Annotated in this window: 16 protein-coding genes and 1 tRNA gene; 4 read left to right on the forward strand and 13 right to left on the reverse strand. The window is 62.7% G+C overall.

Annotation, left to right across the window (positions count from 1 at the left end; genetic code table 11):
* Positions 1-338 precede the first annotated feature (338 nt).
* Both GH660_RS11590 and GH660_RS11595 read left to right on the forward strand, forming a co-directional pair.
* Complete coding sequence (locus GH660_RS11590) at positions 339-779, forward strand: GTP pyrophosphokinase (protein ID WP_153146817.1); 441 nt, start codon at positions 339-341, stop codon at positions 777-779.
* 91 nt (positions 780-870) lie between these two features.
* Positions 871-2250, forward strand: a complete 1380-nt coding sequence (locus tag GH660_RS11595) for a hypothetical protein (RefSeq protein WP_194266300.1) — start codon at positions 871-873, stop codon at positions 2248-2250.
* A 773-nt stretch (positions 2251-3023) separates the two neighbouring features.
* Here GH660_RS11595 and GH660_RS11600 read toward each other — a convergent pair.
* The 12 genes from GH660_RS11600 to GH660_RS11655 form a co-directional block, all read right to left on the reverse strand.
* A complete protein-coding gene (locus tag GH660_RS11600) occupies positions 3024-3236 on the reverse strand; it encodes an AlpA family transcriptional regulator (protein ID WP_153146819.1) in 213 nt (70 codons plus the stop codon).
* Between the two features lie 80 nt (positions 3237-3316).
* The gene (locus GH660_RS11605; protein ID WP_153146820.1) at positions 3317-3808 is read right to left on the reverse strand and encodes a hypothetical protein; all 492 of its coding nucleotides are present in this window, start codon (positions 3806-3808) and stop codon (positions 3317-3319) included.
* A gap of 27 nt (positions 3809-3835) precedes the next feature.
* Positions 3836-5113 (reverse strand): tyrosine-type recombinase/integrase, encoded by a 1278-nt coding sequence (locus GH660_RS11610; RefSeq protein WP_153146821.1) that lies wholly within the window; start codon positions 5111-5113, stop codon positions 3836-3838.
* A gap of 194 nt (positions 5114-5307) precedes the next feature.
* Positions 5308-6399, reverse strand: a complete 1092-nt coding sequence (gene ychF / locus GH660_RS11615; RefSeq protein WP_153146822.1) for a redox-regulated ATPase YchF — start codon at positions 6397-6399, stop codon at positions 5308-5310.
* Between the two features lie 10 nt (positions 6400-6409).
* Positions 6410-6988 (reverse strand): aminoacyl-tRNA hydrolase, encoded by a 579-nt coding sequence (pth, locus tag GH660_RS11620; protein WP_153146823.1) that lies wholly within the window; start codon positions 6986-6988, stop codon positions 6410-6412.
* A 69-nt stretch (positions 6989-7057) separates the two neighbouring features.
* Positions 7058-7666 carry a 50S ribosomal protein L25/general stress protein Ctc gene (locus tag GH660_RS11625; protein WP_153146824.1) on the reverse strand — a complete coding sequence of 203 codons (609 nt, stop codon included), beginning with the start codon at positions 7664-7666 and terminating at the stop codon, positions 7058-7060.
* A 56-nt stretch (positions 7667-7722) separates the two neighbouring features.
* Positions 7723-8673 (reverse strand): ribose-phosphate pyrophosphokinase, encoded by a 951-nt coding sequence (locus GH660_RS11630; RefSeq protein WP_153146825.1) that lies wholly within the window; start codon positions 8671-8673, stop codon positions 7723-7725.
* A gap of 84 nt (positions 8674-8757) precedes the next feature.
* A tRNA-Gln gene (locus GH660_RS11635) sits at positions 8758-8834 on the reverse strand.
* A gap of 103 nt (positions 8835-8937) precedes the next feature.
* Complete coding sequence (locus GH660_RS11640; protein ID WP_153146826.1) at positions 8938-9510, reverse strand: rhodanese-like domain-containing protein; 573 nt, start codon at positions 9508-9510, stop codon at positions 8938-8940.
* Positions 9511-9589: 79 nt separating this feature from the next.
* On the reverse strand, positions 9590-10435 hold the full coding sequence (ispE, locus tag GH660_RS11645) for a 4-(cytidine 5'-diphospho)-2-C-methyl-D-erythritol kinase (RefSeq protein ID WP_228276474.1): 846 nt from the start codon (positions 10433-10435) through the stop codon (positions 9590-9592).
* Positions 10432-10998, reverse strand: a complete 567-nt coding sequence (lolB, locus tag GH660_RS11650; protein WP_194266301.1) for a lipoprotein insertase outer membrane protein LolB — start codon at positions 10996-10998, stop codon at positions 10432-10434. Before lolB ends, ispE begins: the two co-directional genes overlap by 4 nt.
* Complete coding sequence (locus tag GH660_RS11655; protein ID WP_153146829.1) at positions 10995-12701, reverse strand: tetratricopeptide repeat protein; 1707 nt, start codon at positions 12699-12701, stop codon at positions 10995-10997. The genes lolB and GH660_RS11655 overlap by 4 nt, the downstream gene beginning before the upstream one ends.
* Positions 12702-12790: 89 nt before the next feature.
* On the opposite strand from GH660_RS11655, the gene mutM reads away from it, so the two are divergent.
* Positions 12791-13615 carry a bifunctional DNA-formamidopyrimidine glycosylase/DNA-(apurinic or apyrimidinic site) lyase gene (gene mutM / locus GH660_RS11660; RefSeq protein ID WP_153146830.1) on the forward strand — a complete coding sequence of 275 codons (825 nt, stop codon included), beginning with the start codon at positions 12791-12793 and terminating at the stop codon, positions 13613-13615.
* A gap of 63 nt (positions 13616-13678) precedes the next feature.
* Positions 13679-15625 (forward strand): dynamin family protein, encoded by a 1947-nt coding sequence (locus GH660_RS11665; RefSeq protein ID WP_153146831.1) that lies wholly within the window; start codon positions 13679-13681, stop codon positions 15623-15625.
* 71 nt (positions 15626-15696) lie between these two features.
* Here GH660_RS11665 and GH660_RS11670 read toward each other — a convergent pair whose 3' ends face one another.
* Entirely contained in the window at positions 15697-15954 is a 258-nt protein-coding gene (locus GH660_RS11670) for a YfhL family 4Fe-4S dicluster ferredoxin (protein ID WP_153146832.1), read from the reverse strand.
* Positions 15955-15964: the final 10 nt, after the last annotated feature.

Here is a 15964-nt window from a genome sequence, read left to right on the forward strand (position 1 = left end):
AACCCCAAGTATTTTGTCCTGCCAGATCGACCTGATGGCAAACGTATCGGCAAACTGCGACATATTCGGAAGCATCTTGACCCATCCCCGGGTGTGATCTACGATGCACTTGCGCCGATTTGAGTTTCAGCTTGCGGGCGCCATACAAATGCAGCTAAAGCGGTGAAAAACCCGTTCCGGCTGCCGAGCTGAACGGGTTTTTCTTTGGGTGTCTGCGGTCACCGTCGCCGAGTTAAAGGCAACTTGCAGGGCGACTGACAAATGCTGCTAAAGCGTCGCTCGCTTCTCCACTCCCGGAGGCCGGCTGCGCCGGAATGATAGGGAGTCTGGAGAAGAGCATGAACCCACTCGTCAAAGCCGTGGCAATCGCTGCCAACGCCCACCTGACCCACGCCCCCGACAAAGGCGGCTCGCCCTACATCCTGCATCCCCTGCGGATGATGATGAAAATGACGACCGACGAAGAAAAAATGGTCGCCGTGCTGCACGACGTCGTCGAAGACCACGCCAGCGAAGGCTGGACCTTTGAACGACTGGCGGAGGAGGGCATTCCCGAAGTCGTCATCGATGCCCTGCGCTGTGTCACCAAGCTGCATGAAGACGAGGACTACACCCGGTTCATTCAGCGGGCCGCCAGCAACCCCCTCGCCAAGACCGTGAAGCTGGCAGACCTCGAAGACAACATGAACATCCTGCGCATCGCCGACCTCTCCGATAAGGATGTCAAACGTATGCGCAAGTACCACGCCCACTGGAAGTGGCTGAAGGATAGTGCCTGACGGGCGACAAGAGCTTGCGGAAGGCTGAAGGCATACAGTTGCATATTGAACACGTCGCGACGTCCATGTATCTAACCATCAAATACTCTATATGACCTCACGCTACCACCAGCTTTATAGCGGAGAACTCCATGATGCCCCGGGGCGAGCCGAGTCTTGGACGGAGTACGTTAGGTATCTCGGAAATAACCGCTGGGAACTCATAAATGAGGGAACCGATTACGAAGGTGCAGAACTTGGCAAGCCCTCGATAGAACGATTGGGTACCAAGGCCTTGTTGTTGCGAATACTACAGAGCGACGCTGACGAACTCGAAGGGGCCGCTCACAACCAAACTCCAGGCGCCAGGCAAAGCGAAAACGAAGACCGGGAAGACCAGCCCCAGATTGGTCCGCGGGCGACCCGACTGTTCGAAATAGCAAAAGAGGAAAGCGCAACACTCTGCATCGAATGCTTGAACGCGTGGCTTGAGGGGCATTGGCCGAAACCCAAGCCCCGCTCCTCGGCACCGAAAATATGCAAAATAAATGGTGTTGCCAAAAAGGGGATCTGGCTTGGAGTCTATCGAGCTGTTTTCAGCATCGAGACCACGCTGGGCCCCGGTTATCTTCACCCTCCGCAACGTACCGGGATTACATCGTTTTGCTTGACGACTTCGAGTGGCTCCGATCAAGGGTGGCGAGTCCATCTCAACAAGCAGCAAATGGCAGTGATTGAGCAATTCACTCCGGCACTGAAAGCGCTACAGGAATCGCTAACAAGGCCACAAAATAGGGTAGTGACCGCCATTCCTGACGCCCTGCCTGACCAGTCACAGAATAAGGTGACCAGTATCGAGTATTACGACGACTGGTGGGACACCGACAACTACTTCGTCTGCCTAAATCGTCATTACATCTTTGCCGCCAACCGCACGGATCAGTCTCCGCAATGGAAACTTTTAAATAACAACTACAACCATTGGGATGCCGTTCATCAGCGCATCTACAGAAACTTTCGACCGGACAAGATAAACAAGGAAGATCTTCCGCCAAACTTGCCTCCACCACCCGAATCGATTCCACCAGAAGCGGTCAATCCGCCACCACCGCCACCACCAAAGCCCTTACTGGCGAAGGACTATCAGCACTTGGCTGGACACCTCGCTCAACTTGAGGGGCAATCAATAGTTATCTATCTAATCCTGTACGAGGATACATATGAATCATCGTTTGGCGATGGAGAATTCCATTACCCAGATAGACTCTATTTTGATCGCTCAGCCGCGAAAGAATTTATGGGTTCAGACCATCAGGCGTTAATGAAATATCATCTCCGCGAAGGGACGATTCATTTAACTGATGGTGTCTTTTATTGCCAAATTGCCAACAAACTTTTTGATCACTTCAGTTACGCTGAGGTCCTGTCGATGGCGAACTCACTGTATGCCAACGGAGAGAAGTGCTTCGTTCGAAATCACCAAGGGCTATGAAATCGCCTATACACCCCATGACCAAGAAGCACCGCTCAGATGGCAATATATAAATAATATAAATATTCACCGCCTTACGGTGATACGAAAACGTCGATTTTGGTGTCTATTAGACCGGCAAGCGGTGAATTCAGCCTATGCGTATCACCGTCTGCCGGTCTAATGAGACTATTGGTATAACCGGGAGGCGGTAGAGCACTTTATCCATCCCGGAGGAAGCTCTTGACTTGGAAGTCCGCGGGCTTGATGTCCATAAGGGGATCGTAGTCCAATGGAAGCCAGCAAAGGCCCCACCAAGCCGCCCTTCTCGGCTTCATTGCATGGCGAGTCAGCTGTATCAATTTGACCGCCTCAAGCTCGCGCCTTGCGCGGTACAGCGTGTCATTACTGGTCCAACCGCGAGACTTCAAAGCGCTCAACGTACAAAGTAATTTTCCGTTATTCACCCCTGCATATTGCCTAGCCAAATCAACCAAGAGGCGGCTTGCTGGCGCGCTGAGCCCGATATACGCCTTGCTGTCCAGCAGACGATGGGGCAAGGCCAAGAATCGCCCATCAATGCTCGCCCCCTTGCGCCGTTTAGTCATCCTGCGGGCTCCCTACCGCGTTATTAGGCGTGATACCTTCTATGGGCAATACTCGACACAAGTACAAGTACAGGCCATAGATTTCCTCAAGGGAAAGGCTGGAGATATCCGCCTCGAAGCCCAGCCCCCGAGCACCAGCCATCAGCATGAGCAGGTGCTCCATCCATTGTCCGTTCGGCATCGTCCCTAAGCCTTTGCGATCAAGTCGCGAATATCCTCGACACGCCACGCAGTAACGCGCGGCCCGAGCTTCACGGGCTTGGGGAAGCGCCCCGTCTTGACCCCCTGCCACCAGCAGGTCTTCTTGACGGGAATGATCGGGGGGATCGGCGGATTTGCTTTGGGGTCGCCAATAATTTGAGGCAGGCGAACGAAGCCGGTTTCAGGGAGAAGACTCATCGTATCCGTCCTTGTACGTTAATAGACGGCTCCGACTGTATTGGTCCACCTCGAGCGGGTCAGGGTGATTAAGTGATCACTTAATCACCAAGAAGCGCTTTACGTTGTTCAAGTGAGAGTTGAAACAAGGCAAACATTTCCTCGTTCAGCGCTTGTTTTGTCTTCTTAGTAGATCGAGCAAGATCATGCATGGTCTCCTCTGAAATGTTGCCCGCATCAGCTCCAATAGCCTTTGCTTCCTCAAATCTCTTTCCTTCCGAGCGCGCCAACAGGAAGGCATACCACGCCCTTACGTGATTTTCCGAGGGTTTAACATCGGGGGGGCGATGAGCTGGCTTCTGGACACAGAAAGCACGTGGTGCACCATTGCGCCGCTGCAGTGAATCGAGCTTCCTGAAGCGGACCACACACTTTGCCAAGTGCCGTACCAATTCCGGGTGAGCATGTTCGGGAAAATTAACCAACGATGCGAAGAGTCTCAACAGCTTTTCACCTGCTTCTGCATCGCCCTTCTCTGCCGCCTGAGAAAGCTCACGAAGTTCTTGGCCATAGCCGCTCAGATCGTTGCTCATCTGTTCCTCCGCACTTTTGGCAGAACCTTACGCTTTTATCCGTCGTTCTTTTATCGGCACCACTTTAGTGTCGTTCCTTTTCCAAGTGTCCAGCATGTCAGCCCATTCCTGCATCATCTTGGCGCGGTCAGTAAGATGTTCGGCGTGGTTGTAGGTGCGCCGCACCATGTTGGGTTCGGCGTGGGCCAACTGGCGCTCGATCCAGTCGGAGGCGAAACCCAACTCGTTTAGCCGGGTGCTACCGGTTGTCCGGGTGGCGTGGGGGCTGTATTTGCCACCCCAGCCCAAGGAATTGAGCATTTGCCGGAATGAGGCCGCGACCATTGGTTTCGTCCGGTCATCACGATGCGGGAATAGGTGAGTATGGCGCCCAGTGAGTCCGTGCAGTGCACGCAGCATTTCGACTGCTTGCGTGGGCAGGGGCATCGCATGTGCCTTGCGCTTTTTCATCCGCTCTGCGGGAATGCGCCAGACCGCCGCGTCGAGATCGAATTCATCCCATCGCGCTTCAGTTGCCTCGCTCGGGCGGCAGAGGGTCAGCCACATGAGTCGGAATGCGGTGATGGTTTCATGGCGACCACCATGCCCTTCCACGTCGCGCAATAACTGCCCGATCTCGCCGGAATCCAAAGGGCGCTTGTGCTGGGTCTTGTTGGCTGGCAGCGCCTTGCGCACCGGATACACCGGATCGGACTCTACCCGCAAGGTGGATACCGCCAATTCAAAGACACCGGACATCGTGCGCTTGGCTTCCGCTGCAACGGTCAGTCCGTTTTTCTTCGCCGCGGTATTTAGTACGTCGAGGATATGAGCCGGGGTGATGCTCTTGACCGGTAGCGAACCGATCTTCGGGAAAACGACACGGGTGAGCATGTCTAGCCGCCGCGTCTTGGTGACCTCCTCCCAGTCCTTCAGAGCCAGCCATTCATTTGCTACGGCCTCGAAGGTAGTGGCATTTTCCAGCTCGCGCTTGATGCGTTCACGCTGTCGGTTGTGCGCCGGGTTGATGCCTTGCTTGACCAGCGCCCGTGCCTTGATGCGTTCATCTCGAGCCTCGGCCAAGGAAAATCGCTGACCACCCCGTCGGGCCTGTGCCTCTTCTGACGATTCGCCACTAGGGACGGCAACGTAGTCGCCAATCGCAAAGACGCTCTCCTTGGTGGAATCGCCTTCACGCAACTCGAAACGGTAGCGCCAAGCCTTCACCCCGTTAGGTTTGATTTCCAGATACAGCCCTTTGCCGTCTGAAAGTTTGTAAGGCTTGTCCTTGGGCTTGGCGGTGCGGCATTGGGTGTCGGTCAGCATGGCCTGTTCTCCGGGTTCGAGTCGTACCCGGTTTTCAGATATCCGGTTTCGACTCCATACCCGGAATGGTACCCGGTTTGTACCCGGCTTTCAACGGATCATCGCGGATTGTCAAGGAGCGAAAAACACCTCAACAGCTTGAATTAAAACAGTCTTTGTTGTCCGACGAAATCCGCCAACATCCTATGTTTTGTTTAGACGTTGAACAGGAAGTTCAGCACGTCGCCGTCCTTGACCACGTATTCCTTGCCTTCGGCGCGCATCTTGCCGGCTTCCTTGGCGCCGGCTTCGCCCTTGCAGGCGATGAAGTCGTCGAAGGCGATGGTCTGGGCGCGGATGAAGCCGCGTTCGAAGTCGGTGTGGATGACGCCGGCGGCCTGCGGGGCGGTGTCGCCGAGGTGGATGGTCCAGGCGCGGACTTCCTTGACGCCGGCGGTGAAGTAGGTGGCGAGGCCGAGCAGCTTGTAGCCGGCGCGGATCAGGCGGTCGAGGCCGGGTTCGTGGAGGCCCATCGATTCGAGGAACTCGACCTTGTCGGCATCGTCGAGATCGGCGATTTCGGCTTCGATGGCGGCGCACAGCGCGACCACCTCGGCGCCTTCGCCGGCGGCGTGGGCGCGCACCGCATCAAGATGTGGATTGTTCTCGAAGCCGTCTTCGGCGACGTTGGCGGCGTAGAGCACCGGCTTTGCGGTGATCAGGCAGAAGGGCTTGAGGCTGGCCCATTCTTCCTTGGCCAGATCAAGGGAGCGCACCGGCTTGCCCTGGTCGAGCTGGGCGAAGCACTTCTCCAGCACGGCGACCAGGATTTTGGCTTCCTTGTCGCCCGAGCTGGCCGGACGCCGGTAGCGGTTGAGGGCCTTTTCGACGGTTGCCATGTCGGCGAGCGCCAGTTCGGTGTCGATCACCTCGATGTCGCGGAGCGGATCGACGTTGCCCGAGACGTGGACCACGTTGTCGTCGGCAAAGCAGCGCACGACGTGGACGATGGCGTCGGTTTCGCGGATGTTGGCGAGGAACTGGTTGCCCAGGCCTTCACCCTTCGAGGCGCCGGCGACCAGCCCGGCGATGTCGACGAATTCGACGATGGCCGGCTGGATCTTCTGCGGCTTGACGATGGCCGACAGCTGGGCGAGCCGCGGGTCGGGCACCTCGACGATGCCGACGTTCGGCTCGATGGTGCAGAACGGGTAGTTGGCGGCTTCGATGCCGGCCTTGGTCAGGGCGTTGAAGAGTGTGGATTTGCCGACGTTGGGCAGGCCGACGATGCCGCATTTCAAAGACATTTGTTGTTCCTTAGACGGCTTTGCCGTGCAACTGTTGTTGGGCGCCGGCGAAGTCGCCGGCTGCGAGTTTGGGCCAGGCCAGCAGGCAGCGGGCGAGGGCGTGCTCGATCTCGGGCAGCTCTTCCTTGCGCGGCGGGTGGAGGACGAAATCGACGACCTGTTGCGCCAGGCCGAGGGTGCGCGGGTGGCCGATGCCGAGGCGCAGGCGCCAGAAATCGGGGGTGCCGAGGCGGGCCTGGATGTCCTTGAGGCCGTTGTGCCCGCCGTTGCCGCCACCCTGCTTGAGGCGGATGCCGCCGGGTGGCAGGTCGAGCTCGTCGTGGATGACGAGAATCTCGGCCGGCGGAATCTTGTAGAAGTTGGCTAGCGCCGCCACCGCCTGCCCGGAGCGGTTCATGAAGGTGGTCGGTTCGAGCAGCCAGGTGTCGCCGGCGCGTCCGGCCTTGCCGAAGAACTTGCCTTGCGGGGCGAGCGTTACCTTCAGCCGGTCGGCCAGGTGGTCGACGAACCAGAAGCCGACGTTGTGCCGGGTGGTTTCGTATTCCGGCCCGGGGTTGCCGAGGCCGACGATGAGGCGCGGGGGAGTCATGGCTACAAGTGCGAAAAAGCCGCCGGCGGCATCTTGCCAGCGGCGGCCATTGCAGCGAGGTGCCGGAAATTACTCGGCAGCCGCTTCGCCTTCGGCAGCTTCTTCGGAAGAGCCGCCCTTGCCGACGATGCCGACGACGACGGAGTCGTCAGCGCCGTGGTGCGCCAGCTTGACGCCCTTCGGCAGCTTGAGCTGGGACAGGTGGATGCTGTCGCCGACCTTGAGGGCACCGAGGTCGACCTCGATGAACTCGGGCAGGTCCTTGGCCAGGCACTGGACGTCCAGTTCGGTGATGACGTGGTTGACCAGGCCGCCGGAGAGCTTGACGCCGGGGGCGGTTTCCTCGTTGACAAAGTGCAGCGGCACCTTGATGTGCAGCTCATGGGTGGCATCGACGCGCTGGAAGTCGACGTGCAGGACGAGCGGCTTGTAGGCGTGGCGCTGCGTGTCGCGCAGCAGAACCTGCTGCTTCGTGCCGTCGATGACGATGTTGAGGATGGAGGCGTGGAAGGCTTCCTTCTTCAGGTTGAGCAGCAGGTCGTTGTGGTCGACCTCGATGGCCTGCGGGGCGGCTTCGCCACCGTAGATGATGCCCGGTACCTTGCCGGCGCGACGCAGGCGGCGGCTCGCACCCGATCCCTGCAGCGTACGCGCTTGGGCGATGATTTCGAATTGCATGGTGATACTCCAGAATGTTTCCCGATCCGCGACCAGAACGGGAAGGTTGAAAAAACTTAGTCGATGAACAGCGACGAGACGGAGTCGTCGTTGCTGATGCGGCGGATGGTTTCGGCCATGATTTCGGCGACCGACAGCTGGCGGATGCGCGGACAGGCGATGGCGTCATCGCGCAGCGGAATGGTGTCGGTGACGACCAGGGAATCGAGGTCGGAGTCGTTCAGACGATCGATCGCCGGGCCGGACAGCACCGGGTGGGTACAGTAGGCGACGACCTGTCTGGCGCCATTTTCCTTGAGCGCGGTGGCCGCCTTGCACAGCGTGCCGGCGGTGTCGACCATGTCGTCCATGATGATGCAGGTGCGCCCTTCGACTTCGCCGATGATGTTCATGACTTCCGAGACGTTGGCCTTCGGGCGGCGCTTGTCGATGATCGCCAGGTCGCATTCGAGGCGCTTGGCCAGCGAGCGGGCGCGGACGACGCCGCCGTGGTCCGGCGAGACGACCATCGGGTTCTCGTAGTTCTGCTTGCGGATGTCGTCGAGCAGGATGGGCAGGGCGTAGATGTTGTCGACCGGAATGTCGAAGAAGCCCTGGATCTGCTCGGCGTGCAGGTCCATGGTCAGCACGCGGTCGACGCCGGAGGCGACCAGCATGTTGGCGACCAGCTTGGCGGCGATGGGCACGCGCGACGAACGCGAACGGCGGTCCTGGCGGGCGTAGCCGAAGTAGGGGATGGCGGCGGTGATGCGGCCGGCCGAGGCGCGCTTGAGCGAATCGACAATGACCAGCAGTTCCATCAGGTTGTCGTTGCATGGCGCGCAGGTCGATTGCAGCACGAAGATGTCGCGGCCGCGGACGTGTTCCTGCAGCTCGACGCTGACTTCACCGTCGGAAAAGCGGCCGACGTTGGCGCGTCCGAGATCGACGTTGAGCTGGTTCGCAACGTCCGCCGCCAGTCGGGGGTTGGCGTTGCCGGTGAAGACCATCAGGCTGTTGTAGGCCATTTTCACATCCTCCGGGCTGTTCCTGCTCGCGTTTCGCCCGCCACAATGAAAATCGGGCAGGCTTGTGACCTGCCCGAAGGAATTTGGCTGGGGAAGAAGGATTCGAACCTTCGAATGCCGGAATCAAAATCCGGTGCCTTGACCAACTTGGCGACTCCCCAGCGGGACGTCTGCACGGGTTCGCGTGCGAACGAGGCGCGGATATTACAGGAGTCGCCGCAGGAAATCCAGCATTTTTAATCGGAAAAGTGCAGTGCGCCGCGATCAGAAATCGCCGCGCACGGTGGTCAGGCCCAGCGCTTCCCAGTCGAGCATGCCGCCGCGGTAGTAATAGATCTTGTCGGCGGGGAAGCCGTCGCGAATCATCGCGCTCATGGCGATCGGGCTTTGCGGGCAGACCGGGCCGTTGCAGAAGGCGTAGACCTTCTTGGCCTTGCTGCAGTCCCACTTGCCGGCGGCCTTGGTGCAGCCCAGTTCGTTCAGGCGCATCGAGACTTCGGTATAGGGCATGCTGATCGAGTTGGGGATGGTGCCCTTGATGCGGTCGTCGACGACGCGCATGTCGACGACGAGCGAATCCTTGTCGTTGAGGGCATGGAGAATCTCGATTTCGGTGACCGGATGCGTGCCCTTTTCCGGAACCAGCGCCTGCAGCCAGCCTTCGTTCTTGGCGCACGGGGTCATGACGCGGGTGATTTCGAGCGGGCCGTTGGCGGTGTTCACGACGAACTTGGTTTCCTCGCCGATGATGCGCAGCTTCTTCTTTTCCTGGGCGCCGGCGGTCTGGACGAGCGTGGCGGCCAGGAGGCAGGCGAGGGCGGCGTTGAGCAGTTTCATGGTTTGTCTCCAGTAGAAAATAGTGAAAAGCTGATATAGGCCGCCAATGTAAGCCGGCCGGTACCATCAGGCAAGCCTTTCAGAGACTGGCGAGGGGGTGTTCCGCCAGGCCGGCGGCGATCCAGCCGGCCATGTGCGCCGGCCGGCGGGCGAAGACGGCCTCCGCTTCGGCGCGCGTCGCGAAGCTGGCGAAGACGCAGGCGCCGGAGCCGGTCATCAGCGCCGCCGGGGCGTGCTGGCGGAGCCAGGCGAGGTGTTCGGCGACCGCCGGAAACCTGGCGCAGGCGACCGGTTCGAGGTCGTTGCGGCCGTCGCCGTGACGCCAGTCGGCGGGACGGATCGGCGGCGTGTCGCGGCACAGTTCGGGGGCGCCGAAAATGGCCGCGGTCGGGACGTTGACCGCGGGATGCAGCACGAGATAGCACGCCGCCGGCAGGTCGACATCGGTAAAGGCTTCGCCGACGCCCTCGGCGAAGGTGTTGCGGCCGTGCACGAAGACCGGCACGTCGGCGCCGAGCGCGAGGCCGAGCTTCTCCAGTTCGCCGCGCCCGAGCCCGGTCTGCCACAGGTGGTCGAGGGCGAGCAGCACCGTGGCGGCGTCCGACGAGCCGCCACCGAGGCCGCCGCCCATCGGCAGCTGCTTCTCGAGATGGATGGTGGCGCCCTGACGACAGCCGGTGGCCTGCTGCAGCAGCCGGGCGGCACGGACGGTGAGGTCGCTGTCCGGGGCGACGCCCGGGGTCGGCGTCGCCAGCACGATGGCGCTGTCGGCGCGCGGGGCGAAGCGCAGCGTGTCGGCGCGGTCGATGAAGCGAAAGACGGTCTGCAGCAGGTGGTAACCGTCGGCGCGGCGCCCGATCACGTGCAGGAACAGGTTGAGCTTGGCAGGCGCCGGCCAGACGCTGTCCCAGTCCCAGCGGCTCACGGCGATACCCGCCATTCCTCGATGCGCAGGCGGAGTTCGATTTCGTCGGCGCGGCGCAGCGTGACGCGCTCGGGCAGGGCGTCCGGCGCTTCGTCGGCGTAGGCGTAGTCGACCAGCCAGCCGGCTGCGGCCAGGCGCAGCGGACGTCCGCCGGCGTCCTTTTCGAGCTTGCCGCCGCCGCGGCCAAGCAGCCAGGCCGGCAATTGCCGGATGGGCAGGCGCTGGCCGGTGACCTCCGCCATCAGCGCATCGGCGTCGGCCGCTTCGCGGGTCTGGCCGTCGGCGGTGCGCAGGCGCGACAGAGTGGGGGTAGCGTCGATTTCGGCGACGGCGGCGCCGAGCGGGCTGGAGATCAGGATGCGGTCGTTGCCATTTTTGTGCTCCCAGGCGAGTCGACCGCCGCTGCTTTCCGGCGCTCGGTCGGCCAGGCTGATGCGCAGGGCGAAGCGCGCGTCGAGGGCGAAGTCGCGGACTTCGGCGCGCGCCGGCAACGCCGGCGGCGGCGTCGTGGCGCAGGCCGCCAGCAGGCCGCAGGCGAGCGGCAGGGCGAAGCGCAGGCTCAAGGCAGGAATTTTTTCGCGGCGCCGGCCAGCACTTCGTTGTCCGGGAATTTCCTGACCGCCTCGCTGAGCACGCGCGCCGCTTCATCCTTGCGGCCCATGGTCCACAGTACCTCGCCGAGATGGGCGGCGATTTCCGGGTCGGCCTTGATGCCGTAGGCGGTTTCGAGGGTCTTCAGCGCTTCCGGCAGCTTGCCCTGGCGGAACAGCACCCAGCCCATGCTGTCCATGATGAAAGGGTCGTCGGGTGCCAGCTTGAGGGCACGGGCAATCAGGTCCTGCGCCTCGGCGAGGCGGATGTTGCGATCGGCCAGCGAATAGCCGAGCGCGTTGAGCGCGTGGGCATGCTCCGGCTTCAAGGCGAGCAGGCGCCGCAGGTGCATTTCCATGACCTCGGGCTTGCCCTGGCGTTCGGCGGTAAGCGCCGTTTCATAGAGCAGTTCCGGGTTGTCCGGGTACTTGGCGAGCGCGGCCTCGAGCACGGCGTAGCCCTGTTCGCCGCGGCCGGCCTCGCGCAGCAGCTGCGCTTCGGCAATCGCCAGCTGGGCCTGTTCGGCCGGGCTGCCGCCACGCGTCGCGTGCAGCAGTTCGCGCGCTTCCTCCGGCTTACCCTGCTGCAGCAGGATCTGCGCAGCCCGGGCACGGGCGGCGATGTACTGGTCGCCGGCGGTGACCTGGCGGAAATGTGCGAGGGCCGCTTCCGGCTTCTTCTGCTCCTCGTCGAGCTGGCCGAGGAAGAAATGGACGGTGCTCTTGTCCGGGAAATCCGACTTCAGCAGCCTTTCGAGCTGCGCGCGGCCGGTGACGGTGTCACCCTGCTGCAGCGCCAGCATGGCGACCGGGTAGATCACTTCCGGATTGTCGGGGTGATCCTTGAGCAGGCGGTCGAAGTGCACCCGCGCCTCGTCGTACCGGCGCTCGCTGATCAGCAGGCGGGCCAGGGTCAGGCGCGCGTCGCGGGCGTCGGGGTTGGCGGCGACGAACTCGCTCAGGCTTTCGAGCGCGGTGGCATTGGACTGCCGTGCCTGGAACTGCGCCCAGGCTAGGGCGGCGGCCTCCCAGTCGGGGCGCAGCTGCAGGGCTTTCTGGAATTCGCTCTGGGCGCGCATCGGGTCGTCGGCATTGGCGGCGGCGAGACCCATCGCGAAATGCGCTTCCGGCATCTCGGCGTAGGGGGCGGCCACGCGGTCGATCAGCCGTTGCACCGCCTTCTTGTCGGGGTGACGGCTGAGCATCCGGTTCAGGTGCATCAGGTTGTTGGGCAGGCCGGCCTTGTCCTGCTCGAGCAGCTTGGCGAGCTGCGGCGCGAGGTCGTCGATGCGGTTGGACAGCAGCAGCAGCGAGGATTCGGTCTGCCGGGCCTGGGTCGACTCGGGATCGACCTGCAGCCAGAGGCGGGTCAGTTCGAGCGCCAGGTCGTAGTGCCGGGCGCCGGCGGCGACTTCGGTGGCGCGCGCGATGACGGCCGGGTCGCGGGTGCGGCGGGCGAGATCGGCCCAGGCGCTGACGCCGAGTTCGGTATCGCCGCGCTGCAGCGCCAGATCGGCGAGGATGGACTGGAAAACGGTGCGGGCGAGCAGGTCCTCGGGGCCGTAGGTTGCGGTCGACTGCTTGCGGGGCGGCTTTTTCGCCGGCGCCGGGTCGGCAGCATGAAGCGGCCCGGCAAGGGCCAGGGCGAGGGTGGCGAGGATCAGCTTCTTGGACATGGACTGCTTTCAGTCGTGGATCGCACGTTGGATCGCGCAAAGTCTGCTAAGTTTGCGATGTTATTGGGGATTGCCCGGAGGGACAAGCGATGCCGGAATTGCCGGAGGTCGAGGTTTGCCGGCGCGGACTGCAGCCGGAGGTCGAGGGACGGACCCTGCTCGGCGCCGTCGTGCGCGCGCCGCGCCTGCGTTTGCCGCTGCCTGCCGCGCTCGGCGAGACGCTGGCCGGGCAGCGGGTGGCCGCCGTGCGCCGGCGCGGCAAGTACCTCCTGCTCGACTGCCGCGGCGGGGGCGAGGATGGCTGCCTGATCATCCACCTCGGGATGTCGGGCAACCTGCGGTTCGTGCCGCCCGATGCGCCGCCCGGCAAGCACGACCACGTCGACCTGCTGTTCGCCGGGCAGACGCTGCGCTTCGCCGACCCGCGGCGCTTCGGCGTGGTCCTCTGGCAGGCGGCGGAGGCGCCGCCGCATCCGTTGCTGGCGGTGCTCGGCATCGAGCCGCTGGGCGACGAATTCACGGCCGACTGGCTGTTCGCGGCGACGCGGCGGCGGGCCGGACCGATCAAGCCGCTGTTGATGGACAGTCATCTGGTGGTCGGCATCGGCAACATCTACGCCTCGGAAAGCCTGTTTCGCGCCGGCATTTCGCCCCTGCGCGCGGCCAACCGGATCAGCCGCGAACGCTACAAACGCCTGGTGCCGGCCATCCGCCAGACCCTGGCGGATGCCATCGCGGCCGGCGGCAGCAGCATCCGCGACTATGTGCACAGCGACGGCGGGGCCGGCTGCTTCCAGGTCGAGTGCGCCGTCTACGACCGCGCCGGGGCGCCGTGCCGGCGCTGCGCCGGGGTCGTCCGGCAGGTGCGGCAGGGCGGCCGCTCGACCTTCTACTGTCCTGCGTGCCAACATTGAAATCCTGCTGCAAGTCCATGTTTTCGTGCTAAATTGAACCATCTTCCGCGACCGCCGACTGCCATGACCCTTGCCCACCAATTTGCTGCCTACACCGAATGGCGCTCGCGCCTGTCCGCCAATATCGGCGAATTCCAGGGCTGGCTCGCCGCCAACGAGTTGTCGGACGCGCAGACCGACCTCAGCCTGACCCGGCTGCTCGAGCGCCTGCGCGAGGATCGCCTGAACGTCGCCTTCGTCGCCGAGTTTTCTCGCGGCAAGTCGGAACTGATCAACGCCATCTTCTTCGCCGACTACGGTAACCGCATCCTGCCCTCGTCGGCCGGCCGCACGACGATGTGCCCGACCGAGCTGTTCTGCGATCCGGACAAGACGCCGCGCATCGAACTGCTGGCGATCCAGACGCGCGCCGCCAACGGCAGCGTCAGCGAATACAAGCGCTACCCCGAGGAGTGGTTCATGGTGCCGCTCGACGTGGAGTCGGCGGACGTCATGCAGGAGGCGCTGCGCCATGTCAGCGAAACGATCCGGGTGACGCCCGAGGAGGCCGGACGCCTCGGCTTCGAGATCGGCGAGCGGGCGAGCGACCTCTACCGGCCGGGTCCCGACGGCCTGGTCGAAATCCCGCGCTGGCGGCACGCGCTGATCAATTTTCCGCACCCGCTGCTCAAGCAGGGCCTCGTCATCCTCGACACGCCGGGCCTCAACGCCATCGGCGCCGAACCCGAGCTGACCCTGTCGTTGCTGCCCAACGCGCATGCCGTCCTCTTCATCCTCGCCGCCGATACCGGCGTCACCCAGTCCGACCTGACGATCTGGAAGGAGCATATCGGCGATGGCGGCACCGCCAAGCGCGGGCGGGTCGTCGTGCTGAACAAGATCGACGGCCAGTGGGACGAACTGAAGTCGGCCGCCGAGGTCGATGCCGAAATCGGCCGCCAGGTCGATTCCTGCGCGGCGATCCTCGGCCTGCCCGAGCGCCAGATCTTTCCAGTGTCGGCGCAGAAGGGGCTGGTCGCCAAGATCAACGGCGACGCGGCGCTGCTCGACCGGAGCCGCCTGCCCGTCCTCGAGGCGGCATTGTCGGACGAACTGATCCCGGCCAAGCAGGATATCGTCCGCGACAGCACCGACTGCGAATTCGGCGAAGTCAGCCTGCGCGTGCGCGGCCTGCTCGAATCGCGCCTCGCCAGCCTGCGCGAGCAGCTGACCGAACTGATCGAACTGCGCGGCAAGAACAAGGGCGTCGTCGAGTACATGATGGGCAAGGTGCGTTCCGACAAGGACGAATTCGAGGCCGGCCTGCAGCGCTACTACGCGGTGCGCAGCGTGTTCTCGACCCTGACCAACAACCTGTTCGCCCATCTCGGCCTCGATGCCCTGCGCCACCTGACCCATGAAACCCGCAGCGCGATGCTGGAGGCGAGCTTTTCGACGACGCTGTCCGACGCGATGGGCGGCTTTTTCGGCCGTTCGCGCTACGCGCTGGCCAAGTCGGCCGGCGAGATCGGCGAGATCCAGAACATGATGGAGGCGATCTACAAGAAGTTCTCCGTCGAGCACGGGCTCAAGCTCGGCACCCCGGCGGCCTTCTCGCTGCTGCGCTACGAGAAGGAGCTGGATCGCCTGGAAGGCTGGTGCAACACGCATCTCAACACGATGCGCAGCCTGCTGACCACCGACAAGAAGCACCTCACGCAGAGATTCTTCGAGGAGGTCGCGCTGCAGGTGCGGCGCGCCTTCGAGCGGGCCAACAAGGATGCGGAAACCTGGCTGCGGGCGATCATGGCGCCGATGGAAACGCAGGTGCGCGAGCACCAGATTCAGCTCAGGCGCCGCCTGGAAAGCATCAAGCGCATCCACCAGGCGACCGATACGCTGGAAGAGCGCATCAGCGAACTGGAAAGCATCGAGCAGAGCCTGCTGCAACAGATCCAGGCGCTCGAAGGGGTGGTCGGGCGGGTGCGGGAAATGCTCCTGCCGCCGGCGGCGCAACTGCGGGCCGCCTGATCCGGCCGTCTGCGGTCGACAACAAAAAACCCGCGAATTTCGCGGGTTTTTTTTGCGGGGCTGCGCGAGGCTCAGGGGCGCTTGTTGCCCGTCAGCTTCTCGTACTTGACCCACAGCATTTCCTCGGATTCGACGTGGTCGGGATCCTTGGGGATGCAATCCACCGGGCAGACCTGCACGCACTGCGGCTCGTCGTAGTGGCCGACGCATTCCGTGCACTTGTTGGGGTCGATCTCGTAGATCTCCTCGCCCTGGGAAATCGCCTCGTTCGGGCACTCGGGTTCGCAGACGTCGCAGTTGATGCACTCGTCGGTGATGATCAGAGACATGGCTCTCTTT

Origin of the sequence: Dechloromonas sp. H13, assembly GCF_009469615.1 — a bacterium.
In the GTDB taxonomy this organism is placed as follows: Bacteria; Pseudomonadota; Gammaproteobacteria; order Burkholderiales; family Rhodocyclaceae; genus Azonexus.

What these genes read in the sequence shown, in the direction of transcription:
- GH660_RS11655 (WP_153146829.1), bottom strand. Translation starts at nt 12,701, where the DNA reads ATGTCCAAGAAGCTGATCCTCGCCACCCTCGCCCTGGCCCTTGCCGGG.
- ychF (WP_153146822.1), bottom strand. Translation starts at nt 6,399, where the DNA reads ATGTCTTTGAAATGCGGCATCGTCGGCCTGCCCAACGTCGGCAAATCC.
- GH660_RS11600 (WP_153146819.1), bottom strand. Translation starts at nt 3,236, where the DNA reads ATGAGTCTTCTCCCTGAAACCGGCTTCGTTCGCCTGCCTCAAATTATT.
- GH660_RS11640 (WP_153146826.1), bottom strand. Translation starts at nt 9,510, where the DNA reads ATGAAACTGCTCAACGCCGCCCTCGCCTGCCTCCTGGCCGCCACGCTC.
- GH660_RS11605 (WP_153146820.1), bottom strand. Translation starts at nt 3,808, where the DNA reads ATGAGCAACGATCTGAGCGGCTATGGCCAAGAACTTCGTGAGCTTTCT.
- pth (WP_153146823.1), bottom strand. Translation starts at nt 6,988, where the DNA reads ATGACTCCCCCGCGCCTCATCGTCGGCCTCGGCAACCCCGGGCCGGAA.
- mutM (WP_153146830.1), top strand. Translation starts at nt 12,791, where the DNA reads ATGCCGGAATTGCCGGAGGTCGAGGTTTGCCGGCGCGGACTGCAGCCG.
- GH660_RS11610 (WP_153146821.1), bottom strand. Translation starts at nt 5,113, where the DNA reads ATGCTGACCGACACCCAATGCCGCACCGCCAAGCCCAAGGACAAGCCT.
- GH660_RS11665 (WP_153146831.1), top strand. Translation starts at nt 13,679, where the DNA reads ATGACCCTTGCCCACCAATTTGCTGCCTACACCGAATGGCGCTCGCGC.
- GH660_RS11595 (WP_194266300.1), top strand. Translation starts at nt 871, where the DNA reads ATGACCTCACGCTACCACCAGCTTTATAGCGGAGAACTCCATGATGCC.
- GH660_RS11590 (WP_153146817.1), top strand. Translation starts at nt 339, where the DNA reads ATGAACCCACTCGTCAAAGCCGTGGCAATCGCTGCCAACGCCCACCTG.
- GH660_RS11630 (WP_153146825.1), bottom strand. Translation starts at nt 8,673, where the DNA reads ATGGCCTACAACAGCCTGATGGTCTTCACCGGCAACGCCAACCCCCGA.
- GH660_RS11670 (WP_153146832.1), bottom strand. Translation starts at nt 15,954, where the DNA reads ATGTCTCTGATCATCACCGACGAGTGCATCAACTGCGACGTCTGCGAA.
- GH660_RS11625 (WP_153146824.1), bottom strand. Translation starts at nt 7,666, where the DNA reads ATGCAATTCGAAATCATCGCCCAAGCGCGTACGCTGCAGGGATCGGGT.